Source organism: Streptomyces gamaensis (assembly GCF_042656465.1).
Classification (GTDB): Bacteria; Actinomycetota; Actinomycetes; order Streptomycetales; family Streptomycetaceae; genus Streptomyces; species Streptomyces gamaensis.
In genome coordinates, this window is sequence record NZ_JBHSPB010000002.1 from 28,114 (window position 1) to 51,168 (window position 23,055).

20 protein-coding genes are annotated in these 23,055 nt (G+C 70.8%); 8 read left to right on the plus strand and 12 right to left on the minus strand.

Annotated elements, in window-relative coordinates:
• Positions 1–1,095 (plus strand): XdhC family protein, encoded by a 1,095-nt coding sequence (locus ACFP1Z_RS02870; RefSeq protein WP_390314613.1) that lies wholly within the window; start codon positions 1–3, stop codon positions 1,093–1,095.
• Here the strand turns inward: ACFP1Z_RS02870 and ACFP1Z_RS02875 are convergent.
• Entirely contained in the window at positions 1,083–1,526 is a 444-nt protein-coding gene (locus ACFP1Z_RS02875; protein WP_390314136.1) for an RICIN domain-containing protein, read from the minus strand. The genes ACFP1Z_RS02870 and ACFP1Z_RS02875 overlap by 13 nt on opposite strands.
• A gap of 125 nt (positions 1,527–1,651) precedes the next feature.
• Complete coding sequence (gene cyaB, locus ACFP1Z_RS02880; protein ID WP_390314137.1) at positions 1,652–2,212, minus strand: class IV adenylate cyclase; 561 nt, start codon at positions 2,210–2,212, stop codon at positions 1,652–1,654.
• Positions 2,213–2,393: 181 nt separating this feature from the next.
• Between cyaB and ACFP1Z_RS02885 the strand changes: the two genes are divergently transcribed.
• Positions 2,394–2,948 carry a Uma2 family endonuclease gene (locus tag ACFP1Z_RS02885; protein WP_390314138.1) on the plus strand — a complete coding sequence of 185 codons (555 nt, stop codon included), beginning with the start codon at positions 2,394–2,396 and terminating at the stop codon, positions 2,946–2,948.
• Positions 2,949–3,005: 57 nt separating this feature from the next.
• On the opposite strand, the gene ACFP1Z_RS02890 is transcribed toward ACFP1Z_RS02885, so the two are convergent.
• Together ACFP1Z_RS02890 and ACFP1Z_RS02895 are read right to left on the minus strand one after the other, a co-directional pair.
• On the minus strand, positions 3,006–3,692 hold the full coding sequence (locus tag ACFP1Z_RS02890; protein WP_390314139.1) for an HAD family hydrolase: 687 nt from the start codon (positions 3,690–3,692) through the stop codon (positions 3,006–3,008).
• Positions 3,693–3,742: 50 nt separating this feature from the next.
• Entirely contained in the window at positions 3,743–4,765 is a 1,023-nt protein-coding gene (locus tag ACFP1Z_RS02895) for an endonuclease/exonuclease/phosphatase family protein (protein ID WP_390314140.1), read from the minus strand.
• Between the two features lie 214 nt (positions 4,766–4,979).
• On the opposite strand from ACFP1Z_RS02895, the gene ACFP1Z_RS02900 reads away from it, so the two are divergent.
• The 3 genes from ACFP1Z_RS02900 to ACFP1Z_RS02910 all read left to right on the plus strand — a co-directional run bounded on the left by ACFP1Z_RS02900 (position 4,980) and on the right by ACFP1Z_RS02910 (position 6,718).
• Entirely contained in the window at positions 4,980–6,206 is a 1,227-nt protein-coding gene (locus ACFP1Z_RS02900) for a helix-turn-helix domain-containing protein (RefSeq protein ID WP_390314141.1), read from the plus strand.
• A gap of 72 nt (positions 6,207–6,278) precedes the next feature.
• Entirely contained in the window at positions 6,279–6,542 is a 264-nt protein-coding gene (locus ACFP1Z_RS02905) for a hypothetical protein (protein WP_390314142.1), read from the plus strand.
• On the plus strand, positions 6,539–6,718 hold the full coding sequence (locus tag ACFP1Z_RS02910; protein WP_390314143.1) for a hypothetical protein: 180 nt from the start codon (positions 6,539–6,541) through the stop codon (positions 6,716–6,718). Before ACFP1Z_RS02905 ends, ACFP1Z_RS02910 begins: the two co-directional genes overlap by 4 nt.
• A gap of 1 nt (position 6,719) precedes the next feature.
• Here ACFP1Z_RS02910 and ACFP1Z_RS02915 read toward each other — a convergent pair whose 3' ends face one another.
• The 5 genes from ACFP1Z_RS02915 to ACFP1Z_RS02935 all read right to left on the minus strand — a co-directional run bounded on the left by ACFP1Z_RS02915 (position 6,720) and on the right by ACFP1Z_RS02935 (position 10,801).
• On the minus strand, positions 6,720–7,556 hold the full coding sequence (locus tag ACFP1Z_RS02915) for a hypothetical protein (protein ID WP_390314144.1): 837 nt from the start codon (positions 7,554–7,556) through the stop codon (positions 6,720–6,722).
• Positions 7,557–7,619: 63 nt separating this feature from the next.
• Complete coding sequence (locus tag ACFP1Z_RS02920) at positions 7,620–7,835, minus strand: hypothetical protein (RefSeq protein WP_390314145.1); 216 nt, start codon at positions 7,833–7,835, stop codon at positions 7,620–7,622.
• A gap of 395 nt (positions 7,836–8,230) precedes the next feature.
• Positions 8,231–9,319 carry a macro domain-containing protein gene (locus ACFP1Z_RS02925; protein WP_390314146.1) on the minus strand — a complete coding sequence of 363 codons (1,089 nt, stop codon included), beginning with the start codon at positions 9,317–9,319 and terminating at the stop codon, positions 8,231–8,233.
• Positions 9,320–9,341: 22 nt separating this feature from the next.
• The gene (locus ACFP1Z_RS02930) at positions 9,342–10,034 is read right to left on the minus strand and encodes an RES family NAD+ phosphorylase (protein WP_390314147.1); all 693 of its coding nucleotides are present in this window, start codon (positions 10,032–10,034) and stop codon (positions 9,342–9,344) included.
• Positions 10,034–10,801: a hypothetical protein gene (locus ACFP1Z_RS02935; protein WP_390314148.1), complete on the minus strand. Its 768-nt coding sequence runs from the start codon at positions 10,799–10,801 to the stop codon at positions 10,034–10,036. Before ACFP1Z_RS02935 ends, ACFP1Z_RS02930 begins: the two co-directional genes overlap by 1 nt.
• A 233-nt stretch (positions 10,802–11,034) precedes the next feature.
• Here ACFP1Z_RS02935 and ACFP1Z_RS02940 point away from each other — a divergent pair, with 233 nt between their 5' ends.
• From ACFP1Z_RS02940 to ACFP1Z_RS02950, 3 genes are all read left to right on the plus strand, one after another.
• Entirely contained in the window at positions 11,035–15,357 is a 4,323-nt protein-coding gene (locus ACFP1Z_RS02940; RefSeq protein ID WP_390314149.1) for an nSTAND1 domain-containing NTPase, read from the plus strand.
• A gap of 662 nt (positions 15,358–16,019) precedes the next feature.
• Positions 16,020–18,782 (plus strand): magnesium-translocating P-type ATPase, encoded by a 2,763-nt coding sequence (gene mgtA, locus ACFP1Z_RS02945; protein WP_390314150.1) that lies wholly within the window; start codon positions 16,020–16,022, stop codon positions 18,780–18,782.
• A gap of 100 nt (positions 18,783–18,882) precedes the next feature.
• Positions 18,883–19,674 (plus strand): MgtC/SapB family protein, encoded by a 792-nt coding sequence (locus tag ACFP1Z_RS02950; RefSeq protein WP_390314151.1) that lies wholly within the window; start codon positions 18,883–18,885, stop codon positions 19,672–19,674.
• A gap of 40 nt (positions 19,675–19,714) precedes the next feature.
• Here ACFP1Z_RS02950 and ACFP1Z_RS02955 read toward each other — a convergent pair whose 3' ends face one another.
• From ACFP1Z_RS02955 to ACFP1Z_RS02965, 3 genes are all read right to left on the minus strand, one after another.
• On the minus strand, positions 19,715–20,890 hold the full coding sequence (locus tag ACFP1Z_RS02955) for a magnesium and cobalt transport protein CorA (RefSeq protein ID WP_390314152.1): 1,176 nt from the start codon (positions 20,888–20,890) through the stop codon (positions 19,715–19,717).
• Positions 20,891–21,047: 157 nt separating this feature from the next.
• Positions 21,048–22,394: a diaminopimelate decarboxylase gene (gene lysA / locus ACFP1Z_RS02960; protein WP_390314614.1), complete on the minus strand. Its 1,347-nt coding sequence runs from the start codon at positions 22,392–22,394 to the stop codon at positions 21,048–21,050.
• 150 nt (positions 22,395–22,544) lie between these two features.
• Positions 22,545–22,949, minus strand: coding sequence for an SAV_915 family protein (locus ACFP1Z_RS02965; RefSeq protein ID WP_390314153.1), 405 nt, complete (start codon positions 22,947–22,949; stop codon positions 22,545–22,547).
• Positions 22,950–23,055 lie beyond the last annotated feature (106 nt).

Consider the following 23,055-nt stretch of genomic DNA (forward strand, 5'->3'; position numbering starts at 1 on the left):
GTGCTGGAGATCGCGGGGGAGCTGGTGCGGTGGCTGGGGGAGGGGCGCGACTTCGCCGTGGCGACGGTCGTGGCCGTACGCGGCAGCGCCCCCCGGCAGCCGGGCGCGGCCCTGGCCGTCGACACGGGCGGCCAGGCCCTCGGCTCGGTATCCGGCGGCTGCGTGGAGGGCGCGGTGTACGAGCTGTGCCGGGCGGCCCTGGCAAGTGGCCGGAGCACGCTGGAGCGCTTCGGCCCCACGGACGGGGACGCGGACGGGGACGGGGACGCGTTCGCGGTGGGGCTCACGTGCGGCGGGGAACTGGAGGTACTGGTGACGCCGGTACGTGCCGGTGACCCCGAACGCGTCCTGTACGAGCAGGCGTTGACGGCCGCCGCGCGGGGCGGCCGGGTGGCGCTCGCGCGCGCGGTGCACCCCCCGTGGGGCGCGCTGCTGGCCCGTACGGACGGCACGTACGCGGGAACCCTCGGGCCGCAAGCGGCGCGTACGGCCCGGGCCGCGCTGGACGCGGGCCGCACCGGGACCGTACGGACCGGCTGCACCCCCCTGTTCGTCGAGTGCGCCGCCCCGCCGCCCCGCCTTCTCGTCTTCGGCGCCGTGGACTTCGCGGCGGCCCTCGCGCGGGCGGGCCGGTTCCTCGGCCACCATGTGACGGTGTGCGACGCGCGCCCGGTCTTCGCGACGCGCTCCCGCTTCCCGGACGCGCACGAGGTCGTCGCCGACTGGCCCCACCGCTACCTCGCCCGGCAACGGCTGGACGCCCGCGCGGCCCTGTGCGTCCTCACCCACGACGCGAAGTTCGACATCCCGCTGCTGGAACGGGCGTTGCGGCTGCCGGTCGCCTACGTGGGCGCCATGGGATCACGCCGCACGCACGAGACGCGGCTGAACCTGCTCCGGGAAGCGGGCCTGGGCGAGGCGGAGCTCTCCCGCCTGCACTCCCCGATCGGACTCGACCTCGGGGCCCGTACCCCGGAGGAGACGGCCCTGTCGATCGCGGCGGAGATCGTCGCGGTACGGCGCGGCGGGACGGGGATCCCGCTGACGGACACGGACACCCCCATCCACCGCGACGAACCCGCTCACTTGACCTGAGCGAACTTCCACTTCTGGTTGTCGCCGTTGTTGGCCGGCCACTGGATGACGTTGCCGCCGCGCTCCATGCTGTTGTCGTAGACGTCGAGCAGCTTGCCGCTGTGCGCGTTGGTGAGCGTGTAGGTGCCGTCGCCGAGGGCGACGAGCCGCCACCGCTGGCTCGGCCGGTTCGCGGTCACGGACCACTGCACGACGTTGGCGCCGTTGGCGGTACCGCTGTCCTGCACGTCGAGCGCCTTGCCACTGCAGCGGGCGACGAGTACGTACACCCCGTCCTCCCCGGCGGGCTGCACGTCCCACACCTGGGCGTCGGTCCCGTTCGCGTCCCACTGGTACACGTTGGCACCGTCCAGCGTGCTCGCGCCCGCCACGTCCAGGAGCTTGCCGCTCTTGACGCTGGTGAGGGTGTGGAAACCCTTGAGGGAGGTCATTGGAAGTGTCCCTTCGGCTCCGGGGGCCGGTGATCGCCCCGGAACGGGACCGTAGTGGGATGGATCTTGGCCGTCTACGGCGTGAACCAGCCGAGTCCAGGGACCTGTTCGCGTGGTGCGCGTGCTCACCCCTGTCGCCGGGCGGCCACGGCGGCCGTGTACGGCTCGGTCGTCAGATCGTCCTCGGCGATCCCGAGCGTGCCCAGCACCGCCCTGACGTCCCCCAGCGCCGCCTGAAGGTCCTCCTCCGTCGTCAGAGTCTCCACCTCCACGAACGTGCCCTCGATCTCCGGGATCCGCACCACCGTGGCCAGAAGCTGACGGCCGCGCTCCTCAAGCACGTAGTTCCGGCACCTCTTCTCGAACGCGACCGCCGGAAGATAGCCGAGCCCGCCCAGGATCACCTGCATCGCGGCAGGCACGTCGATATGCGTCTCGTGCTCCGGCTTGGACGCGGAAGCCTCGTCCACCCGAGGCTCCTTGTACGTGAGCAACGACCGCACCCCACCGGACCCGCCATGCACGGTACGGATGCGCAGCTCACGGTCTCCTGAGGTCAGGGTGCCGTCCGGAGTGTCGAAATACGTGTCCCGGTAGACCTCGGGGCGAGCGGTGGCACGCCGGTCGAGGCGACGCAGAAGATCCTCGGGATCCCGCACGCGGGCTTTGAGCTCGGCTTCGATCATGTGGCTCTCCATTCCGTTCGGCCGGCCTTCGGCGGGTGGGTGGCGGGTGGAGCGGTGCAGGGTGCCGGTGAGCGGCAACTTCTGCAACGCCCAGTAGAGTTCCTTGTCCGCGCGTTCGCTGCCCCTTGGGGTCAGTTCCAGCCGTGCGGGTCCGCTGTCGTCGAGCGCGAGGGACAGAACGGTGCATGAGGGTCGCATTGCCGCTCGCTGTGCCGCCGAGTCGGCAGAGACTGAAGGGCAGCGGCTGGAGCTCGTCAACGGAAGACCGGGCGTCAAGCCCGGGGCGGACGGGGACCACGGCCGCATCGTCCAGTGGCTGACGCGCATCTGCGTGCAAGCGCGCCCCGAGCTGTGGCTGCACCGTCAAGGGCTGAAGATCCAGACGTACGGCAGCGACTGTGCGCGCCCCGACGGCGCCCTCGCGCCCAGTGATGCCTTCGTCGGGCAGGGCGAGTGGGCCTCGGCGGAAGGCGTCCTGATGGTCGTGGAGGTCACCTCGTACGACGCCGACACCGATCGGCGCAACCGGGTGGAGAAGCCCCGCGCCTATGCCGAGACGGGCATCCCGGTCTACTTGCTGATCGACCGGGACGCCCGCGAGATCACCGTCCACAGTGAGCCCGACGGAGTCCGGTACGAGTGCACGCGGACCCTTCCGTTCGGCAAGACGGTGACTCTGCCGGGTCCGGTGGGCATCACTTTGGACACCGAGGCGCTCAGGAACTGGGGGCGTTGACGCCGACCTCGCCTGTATGCGTCAAGTCGGCCGTCATCCTGTCCACGGCAGGGCCGTCTATGGGATTTCCCCGCCCGTGATGGTCCGCACGATGCCGCCGGTATCGCGCAGATCGGGCACGGCTGCATCCGCACCTGCTGCCCGTAGTTCTTCCAGAGTGCTCCGTCCTGTGGCCACGGCCAGTACGCGTACTCCTGCGCCGAGCCCGGCTCGTACGTCAGCAGGTGTATCGCCGAGGAGTACCGCATCCCGCGCCGAGCAGCCCGCTCGATCCAGGGCGGTCCTCACCAATTCCACGCGCTCTTCGTGGTCTTCGCCGTAGGCGCCGATGCCGAGGTTCAGGTGGCGCTCCAGCCCGAACGCGGCGAGTTTGATCTCCGCCGTGGCGCGGATATTGCCCGTCACCACGGTCTGGGAGATACCCGGGAGCCGCGCGAGGGCGCCGAGCACGGCGGCGGCACCGGGCAGCGCCCGGCCCCGTTCGCCCAGTTCGGCCACGTGAAGCCGGTGCTCGTACGCCAGGGCCCGCGCGAACGTGTCGAAGTCCTGCGGGGAGGGGGCCAGCCCGTGCCGTTTCGCCGTTTCGCGGAAGATGACGCGTTCGGTCAGGCCGTCGATGCGGGTTGGCCGGTCCATGACCCGGCCGGTGGCGCGGTGGAACGCGCTGGCGAAGAGCCGTCGGCCGACACCTCGCGTGTCGAGCAGTGTGTGGTCGATGTCCCAGAGGACGAGCTGTGCCGCCATGCCGACTCCCGTGCCGCTGTGGACCCCAGCCTGGCACATCGCGGCACCCTTCACCGGTGCAGAGCGGCCTCGACCAGGACGGCCCGGTGGTCGGTGTCCGCCAGATCCAGGAACCGGACCGAGCGCGGCTCCAGCGCCGGACTCACGAGGACGTGGTCGATCTGCACCCCGAGCGGCGGCGCGGTCAGCGACGGCCACGTGGGCGTACGGCCGTGCCCGAGCGTGGTGGCGCTGTCGCGCAGGCCGGTGTCGAGGAGGGAGCGGAACGCGGCGTGGTCCTGGGAGGCGTTGAAGTCGCCGGCGATGACGGTGGCCGTGCTGCCGCGCGCGGCGGCGACGGCGCGCAGGCGGGACAATTCCGTACGCCACACGCCGAGTTGCCCGGGTAGCGGAGGCATGGGGTGCGCGACCTGGAAGCGCAGCGGGACCCCGTTGACGGTCACCACGGCGCGCGGCATCGCGAGCGTCCCCCGTACCTCGCCGTCCTCCGTCAACGGAAACCGGCTCAGCAGTGCGGAGCCCTCCGCGCGTCCGTCGCCGGTGACGACGCGGTACGGGTAGGCGGCCCGTACCTCCGCGCTGTCGAGCGCGGCCGCGCACACGTCGGGGGAGCATTCCTGCACGGACACCAGATCCGGCCGATCACGCCGCAACGCCTGCAACAGCCCCGGCGTGGCCTGCCCGAACTCCAAATTCGCGCTGAGGATGCGCAGTTGTGCGGCGACGGGCCCCCGGGCCACGGGCCCCTCCCCGCCGTACGGCCGCAGCAGTGTCCCGGTGACAGCGAGTACCACCGCCCCCCACGCGATCCCCAACTGCCACCGCGCCCCCACGGCCAGCCCCAGCCCCACCGCTCCCGGTACCAGCAACCACGGCAGGAACGCGAGCAGTTGCGGCGCGGGCGTCACGCCGTCGACGCCGCCGAGGCGGCAGCCGACGGGTGCGCTGACGGCCATGAGCAGGGTGCCGGAGCACCAGCGTCCGATCCGGCGCCGGAGATCGGACGGCGACGGGGGTGCGGGAGGTTCGTCCACGGCATCCGTCCGGTTCGACGTCGTCAGGGCTTCACTCATGATGTGCCTTCGGGGGTCCGGTCGCGACAGGCGAGATGATCTCGAAAAGTTAAATTAGCGGCATAAGGTGCGATATTGCCGCAATGTCGCAACGCGGTGGCCGGGCCCCTGGGCACGGCTGTTCCGGCAGTGCTTACCCGTACGAGTGAGGCACTGCCGTGTAACCGGCCCCCGGCGTACGCTCTTTGAAGGTCTTGACACCAGGGAGTGCCGTATGAGCGAGCTTGCCGAGATGGCGACCGGCGAACGTGTCCGGTACTACCGCGAGCGGGTGGGCATGACGCGCCCGGTCCTGGCCGGCCTGTGCGGCCGGGGCCCCGACTGGCTGAAGAAGATCGAGCGCGGCGAACGCCCGCTGCGTGACCACACACTCCTGGTGCGGCTCGCCTCCGCCCTGAAGCTGTCGGACCTGTCCCTGCTGACGGGCGACCCCACGCCGCGACCGCTGACCCCCGGGAGCCGGCTCGTCCTGCCCACGGTGAATGAGATCCGCGACGCGGTGCGCGGCCCACTGTTCCCGCCGCCCGCCCCTGCGGAGCCGCCGTCCGTGGACGCGCTGCGGGGGCGTGTGGCGCAGGCGTGGCGGCTGTGGCACACGTCGCGCTTCCAGCGGACCGAAGTCGGCGCGCTGCTGCCCGAACTCCTCCGGGACGCGCAGGCACTGCCGCGTCAGCTTGAGGGGGTGGAGCGGCGTCGCGCGTACGCCGTGCTCGCGGATGTGTACCACCTGACGCAGCAGGCCGCCGCGTACTCGGTGGAGCCGGAGCTGTACTGGATCATCGCGGACCGGGGCCAGCAGGCGGCCCAGGAGGCGGACGACCCGCTGTGCCTGGCAGGGGCCGCGTGGACGTACGGCAACGGCCTGCGCGAGACCGGCTACGCCGAGGAGGCGATCCGGGCGGTCGAGGAGGCCGCCGAGGCGATCCGGCCGACGCTGGAACACGGCGCGGACGACCTGCGGGGGATGTACGGGGCACTCAACCTGCACGCCGCGATCACGTACGCCCGCGAAGGCCGCGAGGGCGACGCCTGGAGGCGCTGGGACGAGGCCGACCGTACGGCCGGACGCCTGCCCGCCGGATACGCGCACGCCTGGACCGTCTTCGGCCGGGCGAACACCGACATCCACGGAGTCAGCGTCGGCGTCGACCTGCGCACTCCCGGGGCCGCGCTCAGCCGGGCCGAGGACATCGACCTCGACACCGTGCCCAGCGTGGAACGCCGTTCCCGTGTCCTGATCGAACTGGCCCGCGCACAGCAGCAGCGCAAGGACCTCGCCGGGGCGCTGCACTGGATGCGCAAAGCCGTGGACACCTCGCCCGAGTCGGTCCGGTACACACCCGTTGCCCGGAGCCTGGTGCACCACCTCGCGACGGAAGCACGCGGCCCACTGCGGGCCGATGCGCAACTCCTGGCCGACGAGGTCGGCATGGCCGCCTGAGCAAGGGGGCGCTCCGCGCAAGGGGGACAGCTTGTCCCCGCTGATCGCGGAGCGCCGCCGTACGTTCACGGGGTGACCCAGACCACAACGAGACAGCGCCAGACCACTCACGCGGAACTCCTCCGGCGGGCCGAGGCAGCTGTCACCGAACTCGACGGCGCACTCCGCCACGCCGGAATCACCCTCCCCTCACTGCGTGTTGAAACGTCCAGCTACTGCGCCCCGGCGGTCGTCCTGGTCGACCTGGGCCGCTGCAACACGGAAACGGCGGAGAAACTGGCCACCGCGATCCGCACGGCACTCCCCGAAGCCCGCGAACACGGAGGCCGGCCATGACCGCACCGCCCGGCGAGCACGAGCCCGCCGCCGTACGCCCGTGCCGCTTCTGCCTGGGCTTCGTCATCCAGCGCGCGGTCGCACGCCGCGAGGGTTTGTGGACCAAGGCTGCTGCCCTCGAAAAGGAGCTTCACCAGCACGAGTTGGAGCATCAACGGAAGGAGGCGCGATCATAGTTCACTCGCGGACGGGCGGACGAACACCGGTGAGGGCTTCCGCGCGGGCGACAAGGCGGGGCGCAAGGTCGGGGTACCAGCCACGGGCTACCGCTTGCAGCATCTCGGCCAGCGCCGCGAGTTCCCCGATCCGGCCGGCGGGGGTGTCGAGGACCGCCGCGAACTCCTTGCGGATACGGGCGGCTACGTCGGGAACGAGCAGGCTGTTGGCGTGGAGGAGGCCCGCGTCAAAGCCGAACGGCACCCGGCCCCACCGCTCCCAGTCCAGCAGGCACAGGGGCGCAACGGTGAGGTTCCCCCAGTGCAGGTCACCGTGACCGGTCACCCGCTCCACCGTGGCAGGGGCCGGGACGCCAAGGAACTGAGGGAAGGCCCGTTCGATCCACCCATCCCGGACGGTCGTCTTCACACCGTCCGCTTCAGCGAGCAGGGCCAGGGCTTGGCGAAGGTCGGCCCACCACTCGTCAGGCAGCCCCGGGTCGTGGTCGATGTCGGCCCGGTCCGGAGACACCACGGGTCGCGTGAGGCAGTCCAGGACTTCGGCCTCGAAGGCCCACTCGCCGTCAGTCCAGTCGTGCACCGCGTGCAGGCGAGGGCGCGGGACGCCTTCGGGCACCAGCTCGGAGGCGCCGACGATGCCCTCACCCTGCTTCCGGCCCGCGTTCCTCTTCGCCGTCCGGCTCACCCGTAGCCACTGGTCCCCCGCTCGACGCCCAAGGGTGACACCGAGGAAGCCCCACGCCGGCGGCCCCGTGCACGTGAGCCCCAGTGCCTTGGCCGCCTGGTCGTGGGCAGCATCCATCAGCGCCTCCACCTCCTTGTCCACCGGCGAGTTCATCCGCCACCCTTCTGAGTTCCTGGGCCGTCAGAGGCACAGCCGTTCGCGGAGGCCCCGGCAGCACTACTTCGTGCACTCCTCCGTGGTTCCCCAGGTCCGCAGCCCACCGGCGTACATCCAGCCCGTGGTGTCCGTTCCCGCGATGCGGCCGTAGAACCAGAGGTTGTTGTAGGCGTTGTGGGTCCGGCACCAGATCCAGAACTTGGTGCCCGTGGGGACGACCTTCAGCGTCTTGCACGCGGCATACGGTCCGGCCTTGAGGTTGTCCGTCTTGTACATGGTGCCGCCTGCACTGCCCGGAGTGTGGTGGCTGTGCCTCCAGTTGCAACTGATCGTGAGGTTCGGGGTGTCTGCGGCGTTGGCGGAGGTGGCACCTGCGAGTGCACCGCCGACCGAGAGGACCGCGACGGTCGCGGAGACAAGCCTGTGTCGAAGCACGTTCGTTCTCGCTTCCTTGAATCGGGTCTGAGTGATTCCACGTGGGTCCGCCGAAGCGCCCGGCCGTGCCGGCTGCTTCGCCCACACGGCCGGGCCGATGAGAACGTGCCAGCAGACCCCCGTCCTGCTGGAGTTCCCCCCACGGGCCCCGGACGCCGGGTACACCCCCTGCGGCGTCCCCACCTGCCACACCACATTCCGTGGGGGAGCACCCGGCTTCCCGGACGGCCCGGTGATTACAGTGAAGCGGTTCCGCTGGTCGCGGATCGGGTGCCCTCCGGGCGGATTCTGGCGGGCAGTTGTTCCAGCAGCGCCGCCGCGGCCGGGTTGCGGACGACGAAGTGGACGTCCCACGCCTCACCGCGCGCCAACTCCGCCTCCACAGCGGCCCACAACGCACCGATGCTCGTCTCGTAGGGCAGCCCGCCCCGGCCCGCCCCGAGCAACGGGAAGCACACGGAACGCAGCGGGGGACCGAACGTGTGCTGTTCCTGCGCCAGGAGGGCGAGCGCGCGGACGGCGGCGCGGGTGATGTCGGCGGGCAGGACGTCGTAGTCGTTGGTGCCGCCGCGCGGCACGGTGACAGCGGCGTGGTAGATGCGGCGTATCCCCTGCTCGGCCAGGGCGCCGGCGCCGGTGGGGGCGACCGTTCCGGGTGGCACGGGGTGGCCCGAGACGCCGTGCCGCGCGGCCCAGGCACGTAACTCGTCCTGGACCCGGTCCTCCAGTACCTCGCCGGTGGCCCCGCGCACGGCCCCGGCACGCCGCAGGGATGCCGAGACCGACGACTTGTAGGGCTCGGGCAGGGCGAGGAAGACGTTGGTCGGTGAGACCACCACGTCGACGTCGCGCAGGAGATCGACCGGGTGGATGTGCACCGTGACGGCGACGGTCCGGGTACCGACCGGCAGGGAGACGACCCGGTGGGTGGCTGTGACATCCCATCGCGGTGCCGCCGGACCTTCCGTGAGGAGGCAGATGGTCTCGGCGATCTGGCCGAGCAGCATCAGCTCCTGGTCCTTGCGGAAACGTTCGGTGCTCACCCCGTACATCTCGGCCGCCCGTCGGCGCCGGTCGGCGGCCGGCCAGTCCCGCGTCCCCTGGGCCAGGCCGAGCGAGTACGCGGCCGCCGTGCGCAACGTGCCCTCGTCGAGACGGGACACGGCGAGCCGGAGCAGCGCCTCCACGGAACCGTTCCCGGCCCGCGCGGTCGCGGCCCGGGCCAGTGCGGGGGTGTCGAGGGTGCGCAGCCGTGTCAGCCCGACCCTCCTGATGTTCTTCAGTTCCTCCAGCAGGGATGCGTAGGCGTCGTCGTCGATCGGCATGCCGGGCACCTTGGCACCCCCGCTACGGGCGGACAAGTGACCGGTTGGGCGGGCGCGTTGTCCGGTTCCACGGTGAGACAATGGCCGCGCGCAGCGGCGCCAGCAGCCGGTTGGCGGTGGCGACACCCGTGGGCGATCCCAGTTCCTCGCCCCGCTCCGCGCTCAGCCGGCCGTGACCGCACCGGTCCTGGAAGAGCACCGAGGCCAGCCGCGGCCGGCAGCGCCGGGACTGCCACACCAGCCCCATCGCGTCCGGGGCCTGGGCGCGCATCTCGCTCGCCCAGCGCCGCGTCTTCGCGTAGCGGTCGCCCTCTCCTTCCAGGAGCCAGGAGTCCTGGCACACGGCGGCGAGGTCGGCCTCGGTGACCAGTGAGATCAGGTGCAGGTCGGAGCGGGTACGGACCATGCTCAGCGTCTTGTTCGCGACGGCGGCGTAAGGGATGAGGCGCATGCCCGACGCGGTGTCGAAGTCCAGTGAGCGCAGGAGGCTTTCGGCGAGGGCGGCGGCCGGATCGGACGCGATGTACAGATACGGGTACGGGTCGTAGGAGGTGCCGTCGAACCGGTTGCCGCCGAAGTGCGCGTCGGCGCTGACGGGGTTGAAGTCCTGGGCGGAGCGCGTTCTGCTGTGCACCCGCCACCACTGCATTCCGGCAGGAATGACCCGCGTGTTGGGCTCCATCACGTACGTACCGGGGGAGACGTTGCCCGTCATCAGTCGCCCTCCACCAGTGCCTGCGCGGCTCCCGCCAGGGACGCGTCCGGCAGTACGCCCAGCAACGTGACCGGTGGTCCGCCCAGCCAGGCGTTGCCGCTCAGCCACCAGTCGGCGGCGCCCCAGGGGTCGACCTCGGCCAGCAGGATCCGGTTGACCTGCCGCACCACGGGAAGGGGGGCTCCGCCCCGCCCGAGCGTGAACTGGAAGGCGGGGTAACGGGCGCCGCGTACCGGGTCGTCGAGCCGGATCAGTTCGCGCGGCGGCCGGCCGGCGCACCGCTTCTTCGCCTCCTCGGCGGACAGCGAGGGCGCGGTGAGCAAGCGGCGCTGTACCTCCGCGATGACGGCGACGGTCTCGGGTCCCGGTTCCGGGACGTCTGTGGATCCCATGAGACTCTCCATGGCGGGCGGCACAGGTGAATCCGGGGCAGGCGGTTCGTCCTCGGGAAGCGGGAAGGCCGCGCCGCGGTCCACGGGGCGGGCTTCTTGCACGATGCCCGTGGCGGCGACGGGACCTTCGTCCGGTGCTTCGGAACTGGAGGCCAGCAACGCGTTGAGGACGGACCAGACCGGATGGGCGCCGGGGAGAGGGCTCAGGATCACGCGGAGGCTGTGCACGGCACGTACGACCGTGGTGAAATCCTCGGCCTGGTAAAGGGTTTGGATCCCTGCCAGGAGCCCCTCGTACTGCTCGTCACCGAGGTGCTCGCGGATGCTGTCCTCGTACTCTCCGATCACGGCGCGCAGATGCTCCGCGCGATTCATGCAGTCCTCCCCTTCAACTGCCGCCATATGCCATCCGCTTGGGCTGTCGAGTTCCATTGTGGAGCTGTCCGGGGGATGAGGGCGGCGATTCCCCGGGCTGATGCGCTGCGGTCGACGGTCACGAGTCGAATGTCCGGTTCTCGACGCCGGACGACGGCACAACGGCGGTTCCACATCGATCAGTTGTTATCTTGTCAAAGATTTTTGAAGTCGCCTGTTGGGGGTGTGGCGCGTTGACGGACCGGGCCGCGACAAACCTCACCGGTGCGGTGGCGCAGATCCTGGACGCGGACGGCGCCGTGGCCGGCGCGGGCTTCGTCGTCGCGGACGACATCCTCGTCACCTGCGCGCACGTCGTCCAGGCCGCGGGCCACGGGCCCGGGGACACGGTGTGGCTGGCCTTCCCGCACGCGGCCGCCGCGGGCCATGCGCAGGCGCACGTCCTGACCGAGGCGTGGCGGCCCGCCGACGCCCAGGACGTCGCCGTGCTGCGCCTGCGGAACGTGCCCCCGGGCGTGGCCCCCCTGCCGCTCGGCTCGGCGGCGGGCTGCCGGGGCCATCGCGTACGCGCCTACGGGTTCCCCGCACAGGCTCCGCCCGGCGGCCACTTCGGGTACGCGGTGGCCGGTGATCTGCTGACGACGGGGAACGGGCCCGGGGCGCTGCTGCAGTTGACCGCCGCCAATGACCTCACCACGGGCTTCAGCGGCGGCCCGCTGATCGACGGGACGACCGGCCTGGCCATCGGCATGGTCACGTCGATCGCCGCGCCCGATCAGCACCTGAAGGGGCTGGCCGTGGCCTACGCCACCCCCACGGAGGTGCTGCGTCAGGCGTGGCCGGAGCTCGCCGAGCGGCAGGTGTGCCCGTACCGGGGGCTGGAGCCGTTCACGGCCGAGCACGCCGAGTGGTTCCACGGGCGGGAGGCCGCCGTGGAGAGCGTACTGGGGGCGCTGGGCCGCCATCGCCGACTGCTGATGCTGCTGGGGCCCTCCGGCGCGGGCAAATCCTCGCTCGTACAGGCGGGCGTACTGCCCGCGCTCGCCGCCGGCCGCATACCGGGAAGCGACCGCTGGCTGTCCCTGGTGGCCCGCCCGGGACGGAACCTGCTGGCCGAGCTGGAACGGGCGGGTCTGCCCGGGGCTTCCACGGACGGCCTGCTCCGTGCGGTGCGACGTCGGCTGGACGCCGAGCCGTCCTGCTCCCGTCTGGTCCTGGTCATCGACCAGTTCGAGGAACTGCTCACCCAATCCGGCCTCGCGGACGGCCGGTTGACGGAGGCGGGGGCCACCGCCGTGAAGGCACTGGCGGCGGCGAACGACCCGCGGATCCCGGTCAGCGTACTCCTGGTCATGCGGGACGACTTCTACCCACGGTTGGCAGCCCTGGCCCCCGACCTCCTGGAAGCGGTCACACCCGGGCTGCTCAACGTGCCCGCCTCGCTGAGCAGCCCGGAACTCCACGCGATCATCAGTCGGCCTGCGCAGGCGGTGGGGCTCCGGGTCGAGGACGGCCTGCCGGAACGCATCATCACGGACGTGCTGGCCGCCACCGCCGACCGGCACGCTTCCGTGACGCTGCTGCCGCCGCTGGAACTCGCCCTGAGCCAACTGTGGGAGAGACGTTCCGACGGCAGACTCACTCACCACGCCTATCAGCAGATCGGCGGGATCGCCGGTAGCCTGACGACGTGGTGCAACACGGCTCTGAGCCAACTGCCCGGCGAGCAGCGGCCGATCGCTCAACGGCTGCTCACCGCGCTGGTGCGGCCGGCCGACGACACCCGGGCGGTGCCCGCTACGCGACAGCAGGTGCCCCTGGATCGCTTGCGCGCACTCGCTGTGGGATCCGATTCCGAGAATCCGGCGGCCGGTTCGGCCTTCGACACCGTCCTGGCCGAACTGACCCGCCACCGCATCGTCACCACCGGTACGACACCTCAGCCTGACGGCGGCGCGGGCGAACCCACGGCCGAACTCATCCACGACGCCCTGATTCGCGACTGGGGCGAACTGCGCGACTGGGTCGCCCAGGACCACCGCTTCCAGGTCTGGCTCCACCGGGCCGCCGAACAGCAGAGACGTCACGCCGACAGCGGCCTCCCCGAAGACCTGCTGCACGGAACCGCCCTCGTGGAGGGCACGGAGTGGGCCCAGGAGCGTTCGCTGCCGCCGGAAGTCACCACGTTCCTGGCGGCCAGCCGAACGCGCAGGGAGGCTGTGGCCCGCCGCGGTCGCCGTATCAAGACCGTCCTGGCCGGCATCCTCGCCATCGTCCTGGTCCTCGGATCCCTCTACGTCTACCAGCGGCAAGTGGCCGAAGAACGTGACGCTGTCGCCAACTCCCGTTCCCTTGCCCAGAACTCGGCCGACCAGCAGGGAAGCGACCCGGTACTGGCCGCCAAGCTGGCGCTGGCCGCCTATGATTCCGCGCCCACACAGGAGGCGCGCAACGCGCTGCTGCGCAATTACATCCGCGTCGCGCAAATGCACCGGACGCTGTCCGGAACCGTGGGCGGGGTCGCCGGAATCCAGGCCAGCCGGGACGGCAACGTGGTGATGGTCCGCTCCCGTACCGGGAAGTCCACGATCTTCGTGAACGCCGTCACGGGCACGGTGCGCAGTGAGCAGGTGGACGCACCCGGCCTGTCCCTCAACCCGCTGGTGTCGGGCGACGGCAAGAGAGCAGGACTGACCATGACGGACGGCTCGGTCGCCTGGTACGACATCCGTCCTTCGGGCAGCAGGATTCTCGGTCCTCTGCACCGGCTTCCTGCCGCCCCGGAAATCAAGAGTCCCTTCCCCTACGGGGATTACAAGGCGGCCATGTCGGACGACGGACACTTGGTCGCGGCTGTGGCCGCCGACAAGCCGGACACGATCGTCTGGTGGAACACGGACAGCGGCAGGATAGAAGGAAAGATACCCGCCCCCGACCATGCTTCGGGCCATATCGCGTTCGGAGCCGACGGCCGCAGTCTTCTGGCGGGCACGCAGGCGGACGATGCCAGGCGAGTCGGCCTGGTCCTGATCGACAGGGCTGCACGGACCTCCAGGACGCTGGTGGACCAGGCGGACTCGTACGTGATCTCGGGCGACGCCACAGCCGTTGTGACATGTCAGCACGACGATGTCGACCGTGTCACCCTGAGCAGCCGGAGAATCTCCGACGGCACCGAGCAGGGGCACTACAGCAACAAGGGTGGACGTAGCGGGGACAGCGAGGGCATGACCTGTCAGAACCTGGCGGCCGACAGCCAAGGACTCCTGGTTGTTCCGACTGGATTCAACCGGCGCCTGCAACTGATCGACCTCCAGCACGGCCGGGTCCTCTCCCGCATGGACTGGGACCACCCCAAGTACCCCAGTTACCAAAGTCTCGTCCGCTCCGGCGACAAGGTTCTGCTGATCAGCGCCGGTGCCTCGTCCGTGAACATCACCAGCATGCCTTCCTCCGACCTTGGCGCGATCGGTGAGGTCGCACTCACCGCGGACGGGAAACGGGAAGTCGTGGTCCTCAAGGACAGTTCACGCATCCAGATCAGGGATGCCGGCACCGGCAGAGTCCTCGCGGAATCCCAGCGTCCCGAACCCCACTGGAAACCCAATGACTTCGGTGTGAAGCGAGCCATGAGGGTCCAGCTTCACGAACGGAGAAACCTGCTGGCCGAACAGGTCGGCAAGGACTCCATCGCCATTCGTGACCTCTCCACGCTACGGCAGAGAAGCCTCATCAGGGTCACGCCGGAACCGGAGGACGATGAGGCCACCGCCGACCACCATTTCATGTTCGACAGAGAGGGAAACCTCCTCACCTCTTCCGGCACTGTGATCCAGCAGTGGGATTCCCTGACCGGCAGGGAGCTGACACGCTACGACGCCGCTCCCCTTCGGCAGGCGACGGATTCCGTGTTCGGCGAGAGCCAGAAGACAGCCTCCCTCTACTTCACCGGCTACCCCGGGGCGCATCAGGTGGTGATTGTCTGGGCGGGCAATCCCGACATCCATGTGGTGGACCTGCGGAACGGCCATGTGACCGCGCGCTACACCACCGGACCGGACACCATCGCCGTCAAGTTCGACCCGAGTTCCCGCTACTTCGCCGTCATGCGGCACGGATCCACGATCGAGCTGTGGAGACGCAGCCCGCTCCGCAAGGAACTGGGTCCGCTGCCCATCACCGGCGAGAGCGAGGACCGGTACGACGTGGGCCACTCCGGGTTTCTTGACGGCGAGGGGCGATTCTTCTACAGCTACGGCAACAAAGTACGTGTCTACCGCGTGGGCGACCGCTCGTACGACAGCTCCTGGGATCTCGGGGAAGAAGCCGCAGCCTCCAGCACTGACTCCAAGCGGAAGCTCGTCGATGTCTCCCGCGACGGCAAGACGCTCATGTTCACCACACGCGACGAGAACGGCGTACAGCTTCTTCCGCTCCAGCCCGAAGCCTGGCGCCGCAAGCTCTGCGACGTCATCGGCAACCGCGAGTTCACCCGTGAGGAGCGGGACAGCCTCCCCGCCCGCATCCCGTCCGGCCCCCTGTGCCGAGCCTCGTGACCGCCCGCGCTGTTTTACCCGCCGATTACCCCCCGGCTTGACGCCGCCCCCACCGATAGCCATGCTGAACCCCGAAAGGTGCCGTGCAGCCCACACGCTCCCGTGTGTCCTGTGCACTCCGCGGTGATTGCGTACGCCTACGTACGCACCCGTGCGGCACCGACGCTGTCCGTACGAGCGAGGAGGTGATCGGGATGACCAGTCGGAGTCCCGAGGGAAGTCCTCGCTGCAGCGTGCTCTTTTCGCTCGCGGTCCGCTGAGCCTTTTCTCCTCTCAAGTTCCCTGAGTCAGGGCTCACTTCGCTGATCGTTCGCCGGGCCGACGGCCTGGGGCTCGCGTGCCCCGGCCGCTGTCGCGTGCATTTCCCTTCCTCTGGCATTCACCAGGAATTTCCCCCTTTCTGATCTGCTGATCGGGGCCGCTCCGGTGGGCGATTCGCCCCCGGAGGGCAATTCGTCCTGCGCTCGCGGGACTTTGGTCCCGATACCGATCCGTTCGCTCAATTCCGTGCACCGGGTACCGGCACGGCCGCCGCGCCCCTGCGCCATCCGCGCACCGGCGCCACGCCGCCATGCCGTCATGCCCAAAAACCCACCGAGCCCAAAAACCCACCGAGCTCGACAACTCACTGGGCTCAAAACCCCACCGAGGAGAGGTCCGAGATGACCAACACCACCCTCACCCCCGAAAAGCTCGCACCCCCGGGCCGCCCCGGCCGTTCCACCCGTAACCGCACCCGCAAGGCCGCCGAGCTGGAGGCCCGTACGCGGGCGGTCGGTGAGAAGCTGGCGCGGGTGAGCGCGCTGCCGGCGTCGCAGGTGCTGCAGGATCTGCGGGCGACGAACGGCGGGCTGCTCCAGGAGGAGGCCGCCGAGAGACTGGCCCGCGAGGGGGCGAACGTCGTCGCGCACGAGCGGGCGCCGCGCTGGTACGTGCAGCTGCTGAAGGCGTTCGTGAACCCGTTCATCGGCGTGCTGATCGTGCTGGACGCGGTCATGCTGTGGCAGTGGCTGCAGGTCGCCGACGAGGAGCCCTTCGACCCGAAGATTCCCATCCTCGCCACGATGGTGCTGGTCAGCGGCCTGCTGCGGTTCTGGCAGGAGTACCGTTCCGGGAAGGCCGCCACCGCGCTGCGGGCCCTGGTGACCACGACGACGGCCGTGCAGCGGCGGGCCGGCCGTGCCGGGACGCCCGGCACTGTCGAGATCCCGATGGAGCGGGTCGTCACCGGTGACGTCGTGAAGCTCGCCGCCGGCGACCTCGTGCCCGCGGATCTGCGGCTGCTCACAGCCAAGGACCTCATGATCAGCCAGGCGGCGCTGTCGGGCGAGTCCCTGCCGGTCGCCAAGGCCGACACTCGCAGCCGCGACTACGGTCAGCACACCACCGAGGACCCGGTCGAGGCCGACAACCTCGCGCTGATGGGCACCTCGGTGACCTCCGGTACCGCCACCGGCGTCGTCGTGGCGACCGGCGCGGACACCTACTTCGGTTCGATGGCCGGCTCCCTGGTCGGCGCGCGTCCCGAGACCAGCTTCGACACCGGGGTGAAGAAGGTCAGCTTCCTGCTGATCCGGTTCATGCTGGTCATGGTCCCGGCGGTCTTCGCGATCAACGGCTTCACCAAGGGCGACTGGGCCGAGGCCTTCAGCTTCTCGGTGGCCGTGGCCGTCGGTCTGACCCCCGAGATGATGCCGATGGTCGTCACCACCAACCTCGCGCGCGGCGCCGTCGCGATGTCCAAGCGCAAGGTGGTCGTCAAGCGTCTCAACGCGATCCAGGACCTGGGCGCGATGGACGTGCTGTGCACGGACAAGACCGGCACGCTGACCGAGGACCGTATCGTCCTCGACCGCTACCTGGACGTGCACGGTCAGGAGGACACCGAGGTCCTGGAGTACGCCTACCTCAACAGCCACTTCCAGACCGGTCTGCGGAATCTGATGGACCAGGCCGTCATCGACCGCGTGCACGAGGCCGAGGAGGTTGTCGTCGACGCGCGTTTCACGATGGTCGACGAGATCCCCTTCGACTTCGCCCGCCGCCGGATGTCGGTGGTGCTCAGCCGCAACGACCTCAGCTACCAGGACATCGACGGTCCGGCCGCCGAGCACGTCCTGATCACCAAGGGCGCGGTCGAGGAAGTCCTCGCGCTGTGCACGCACATGACCGACCGGGGCCGTCGCGTCGAGCTCACCGACGCCCTGCGCCGTCGGGTGACCCGTACGGCCGAGGACCTGGGCCGGCAGGGCCTGCGCGTGCTGGCCGTCGCGACCCGTTCGCTGCCCGCCGAGCGGCAGACCTACACGGTCGCGGACGAGGCGGAGCTGAACCTGATCGGCTTCCTCGCCTTCCTCGACCCGCCGAAGCAGGACGCCGCCGAGGCGCTGCGCGCGCTGGCCGACAACGGAGTGGCGGTCAAGGTCGTCACCGGCGACAACGAGCTGGTCGCGGCCCGGGTCTGCGCGGACGTCGGCATCGACGTCGGCGAGGTCGTCACCGGCAGCGACATCGACGCGCTGGACGAGGCGGAGCTGCGCCGCCTGGTCCGCGGCACCACGGTCTTCGCCAAGACCAACCCCGTGCAGAAGGCCCGCATCGTGCGTGCCCTGCAGGCCGAGGGCCACACCGTCGGCTTCCTCGGGGACGGCATCAACGACGCCGCGGCGCTGCGCGACGCCGACGTCGGCATCTCCGTCGACACGGCCGTCGACATCGCCAAGGAGTCCGCGGACATCATCCTGCTGGAGAAGGACCTGATGGTCCTGGAGCAGGGCGTGCTGCAGGGCCGGCAGACCTTCGGCAACACCATCAAGTACATCAAGATGACGGCCTCCTCGAACTTCGGGAACGTCTTCTCGGTGCTGGTGGCCTCCGCGTTCATCCCGTTCCAGCCGATGCTGGCCATGCAGCTGCTCGTGCAGAACCTCGCGTACGACATCTCGCAGCTGGCCACTCCCTGGGACCGGATGGACAAGGAGTACCTGCGCAAGCCGCGCTCCTGGGACGCCAAGGGCATCGGCCGGTTCATGCTGGTGCTCGGCCCGACCAGCTCGGTCTTCGACATCACCACCTTCTTGCTGATGTGGCACGTCTTCGGTGCCAACAGCGAGGAGCACCAGGCGCTGTTCCAGTCCGGCTGGTTCGTCGAGGGCCTGCTGACGCAGACCCTGGTCGTGCACATGCTGCGCACCCGCAAGATCCCGTTCGTGCGGTCGCGGGCCACCGCGCCCGTGATGCTGATGACGGCGCTGGTGATGGCCGTCGGCATCGTGCTGCCGTTCTCGCCACTGGCCGGAGTGCTGGGCATGCAGGCCCTGCCGATGTCCTACTTCCCGTGGCTCGTCGGCACGCTGCTGGCGTACTGCCTGCTCACCCAGGGTGTGAAGACCTGGTACATGCGGCGGTTCAACAGCTGGCTGTAACAAGCCGGTGCTGCAATGCCCGGGGGCGACCCCCGGGCATTGCGGCAACCCAAGAGGACAACCAACACCACAGCAGGACACTGGAAGAGGAGGGCGGACCATGCTGAACGAGTGGCACATGGCGGCCAACATCGGAGCAGGGCTCGGCTTCGGCGCGGTCATCGGCCTGGAGCGCCAGTGGCGCGCCCGGATGGCCGGGCTGCGGACGAACGCGCTGGTCGCGGCCGGGTCCTCCCTCTTCGTCCTGCTGTCGATCTACGGTTTCTCGGCGGCGACGAGCACCACCGGCTACGACGGCTCGCGGGTCGCCGCGCAGATCGTCTCCGGTATCGGCTTCCTCGGCGCAGGCGTGATCATGCGGGACGGGCTGAGCGTGCGCGGTCTCAACACGGCGGCCACGCTGTGGTGTTCGGCCGCGGTGGGCGCGCTCGCCGGTACGGGCCTGTACGTGCTGGGGATGCTCGGCACCGCCGGGGTCGTCGGCGCCAACACGCTGCTGCGGCCGCTGGCCCGGCGGCTGGACCGGCAGCCGCGCGGCGGCATCGAGGAGGAGACCGACTACCACTTCGAGGTCGTGTGCTCCGAGAGCGAGGAGGCACACGTGCGCACCCTCGTCGTGCAGGCCCTGGCCCGGCCCGGTTTCCAGCTGCGCTCGGTGCGCAGCCGGGACGTGGAGCAGGCCGGGCGGGTCATGGTCTCCGCCGACGTCACCACCGAGCGCCGCGACGACTCCCTCATGGAGGAGGCCGTCAGCCGGCTGTCCCTGGAGCCGGCCGTCTCCGCCGTGAGCTGGACCGTGCTGCACGGCCCGGACGAGTCCGACGAGGACGACTACCAGGGCCCGGACCGGCGGGGGCGGCGCCGGGTGCGGGACTTCTTCACGGGCAGGTGAGCGGCCGGCGCCGCACAGCCGGCCCCGCGTCGTCCTGCGACTACAGCCAGTCCCGCTTCTTGAAGATGAAGTACAGGCTCACGCACACCACCGCCATCAGGCAGATCGCGAAGGGATAGCCGGCGGCCCACTGGAGCTCCGGCATCTCCTTGAAGTTCATGCCGTAGATCGTCCCGACCAGTGTGGGCGCGAACAGGATCGCCGCCCACGAGGAGATCTTCTTGATCTCCTCGTTCTGCTCGAAGCCGGCCTCGGCCAGGGCCCGCATCTCCGCGTTCTGCTGCTGGGTGACGAGGGTGGCGTTGACGGCGAGGATGTCGGCGAGCGCGGAGCGGAAGCCGTCGACGCGCTCGCTGGTGTGGGTGACGTGGTCGGCGACGTCGCGCAGATAGCGCTGCAGCTCCTCGTCGGTGCCGTACTTGGCGAAGCCGGCCATCAGCCCGTGCAGCATGCCCACCAGGGGGCGGGTGGCGCGCTGGAACTCCACCATCTCGCGGGCGAGTTCGTAGATGCGGCGGGAGACGGCGGGGTCGCCGCCGAAGACCTCGGTCTCGATCTCGTCGATGTCGTTCTGCACCCCGGCGACGACGGGGGCGTAGCCGTCGACGACGGCGTCGAGGATCGCGTAGAGGACGGCCTCGGGGCCCAGTGCCAGGAGCTCGGGGGCGGCCTCCATGCGCTCGCGCACGGCGGACAGGTCGGGGGCGGCCCCGTGCCGGACCGTGATCACGAAGTCGGGTCCGACGAAGAGGTGGAGCTCGCCGAAGTCGACCTCCTCGGGGGCGTCGAGGTAGCGGGCCGCGCGCAGCACGACGAAGAGGGTGTCGCCGTAGCGCTCCAGCTTGGGGCGCTGGTGGGCCTCCAGGGCGTCCTCGACGGCGAGCTTGTGCAGGTCGAACTCCTCGGCCAGCGAGAGGAGTTCGCCCTCCGAGGGGCGGTGCAGCCCGATCCAGGCCATGCCGCCGGGCTGTTCGCGCAGCTGCCGGTAGGTGTCGGCGAGCGAGGCGGGGGTGGCGACGCGGCGGCCGTCGCGGTAGACGGCGGCGTGCACGACGGTGCCCTCGCCGGCGGGCGGGTCCATGGGATCGGGGGCGGGCGCCGGGTCCGGGGCGGCGGGGGCCTCCGTACGGCCGCCGTGTGCCCGGCCTCCGTTCGGCCGGAGCCAGGAGTGCTTCTTCGGCGCGGGTCTGCGACGGCCGGGAGGGGTGTCGGACAATGCTGGCTCCCTCTCGCTCGTCGTCGGACCGCACTACAGGATATACGGGCCAAAAGAAGCGATAGAGGGCGGTGTGACTCCTGGGGCATCCCGGGGCCCACACCCCCACATCACACCCCCACGTCACACCCCACGTCACCCCGGTCACACCCCCGGATCACACCCCCACGTCACGTCCCCGCAGGTCGTCCAGGGTCTCCCGGCGGACGAGCAGCCGCGCGCGGCCGTCGCGGACGGCGGCCACCGGCGGCCGGCCGACAAGGTTGTAGGCGGAGGCCATGGAGACGTGGTACGCCCCGGCCGCCGGCACCGCGAGCACGTCCCCGGGCCGGACGTCCCCGGGCAGCGGCACGTCCTCGGCCAGCACGTCGCCGGCCTCGCAGTGCCGGCCCACCACCGTCATCGCCCGCGCGGGCGCGGCCGTCGGCCGGCCCACGAGCCGGACCGTGTAGCGCACCCCGTACAGCGCCGGGCGCGGGTTGTCGCTCATCCCGCCGTCGACCGCGACGAACGTACGGTTCCCGGAGCGCTTGACCGCCAGTACCCGGTACAGCGCCACCCCCGCCGGGCCCGCTATCCAGCGCCCCGGCTCCACCGTCAGCCGCGGCACCGGAAGATCCGCCTCCCCGCAGCGCAGCGCGAGCTCACCGCCCACCCGCCGCGCGTACGCGCCCGGGTCCGGGGACGCCTCGCCGTCGCGGTAGGCGATGGCGAAGCCGCCGCCGAGGTCGAGCTCGGGGAAGGTCACCCCGTGCTTGTCGCGCAGCCGCGCCAGCAGCGTCACCAGGCGCCGTACGGCGGTGACGTACGGGTCGAGGTCCGTGATCTGCGAGCCCAGGTGGCAGTGCAGGCCGACGAGCTCCAGCCGGGGCTGGCCCAGGACGCGCTCGACGGCGTCCTCGGCCTCGCCGCCCGCGACCGGCAGCCCGAACTTCTGGCCCGCCACCCCGGTCCGTACGGCCGCGTGCGCGCCCGCCGCCACCCCGGGGACGACCCGGACGAGGACCCGCTGCCGGGCGCCCGCCGGGACCAGGGCCGCGAGCCGGGCGATCTCCCCGGTGCTGTCGATCACCACGCGCCCCACCCCCAGCCGCAGCGCCGTGCGCAGGTCCTCGGGGCTCTTGGCGTTGCCGTGCAGCACGATCCGCTCGGCGGGGAAGCCGCAGTGCGCGGCGAGTTCGAGCTCGCCCGCCGAGCACACGTCCAGGGACAGCCCCTCCTCCTCGATCCAGTGGACCATCGCCCGGCACAGGAACGCCTTGCCGGCGTAGGCGACTTCGGCGTCCGGCAGCGCCGCCCGCCAGGCCCGGGCCCGCGCGCGCACCTCGTCCTCGTCGACGACATAGCAGGGGGTGCCGAAGCGGTCGGCGAGCTCGGTCAGCGGCACTCCGCCGACGGCCAGATCACCGCCGGGCAGCGCCTGGGCGGACGCGGGCCACACGACCGCGGCGGGCGCGGAGCCGGGAAGGTCCGGCAGGGGAACGGGCACGGGCACGAGGGGCAGGGACACGGTACGGGCCTCTTCCGAGGAGACAGCGGCACAAAGGCGGGGCCGTCCCCGGCACGGCGGCACGCCGGCGGGGACGGCCGGGAAGGAGAAAAGAGAACGGAACGGGAGCGGGCGGCGAACAGCCGCAGCCCGTACGGCAGTTCCTCAGCCGGGGAAGACCGGAAGCGCTTCGACGCCCTCCGGGCCGGTACGCACCGGGGGAGCCGTCAGCTGCGGATCGAGACGCACGCTGTCGATCCCCAGGGGCGCGGTCAGCGCGTGCACCGCGTCGAGCGACAGCCGGACACAGTCGTGACCGGCGCCCAGCACGGCCAAGAGCCGCGCCCGGCTGGTGAAGGCGACAGCGGTACGGGCCCCGAGGGGCGAGCGGAAGATCCGCAGGGCGAAGCCGTCGGCGCACGGCCGCACGGGCACGTACAGCGGGTCCGCGGAACCCCGGTCCAGGGGCCGCGCCCCGTCGGGATGGGCAGGCTCGGAGGGCTCTGACTCGTCGGCCTGCGGGCAGCTGACCGCGGCGATGGCGGCGGCCTCGGCAGGGGTACGGCTCACATGCATGACAGTCCCCGAAGGTGGAAGGGTGTCGGAACGAGCGATGGTGCGTCGCTCACGCTATGCCCGCCCCCCGCCCCCGAGCGCCGCCCCTTGACAGCCTGTT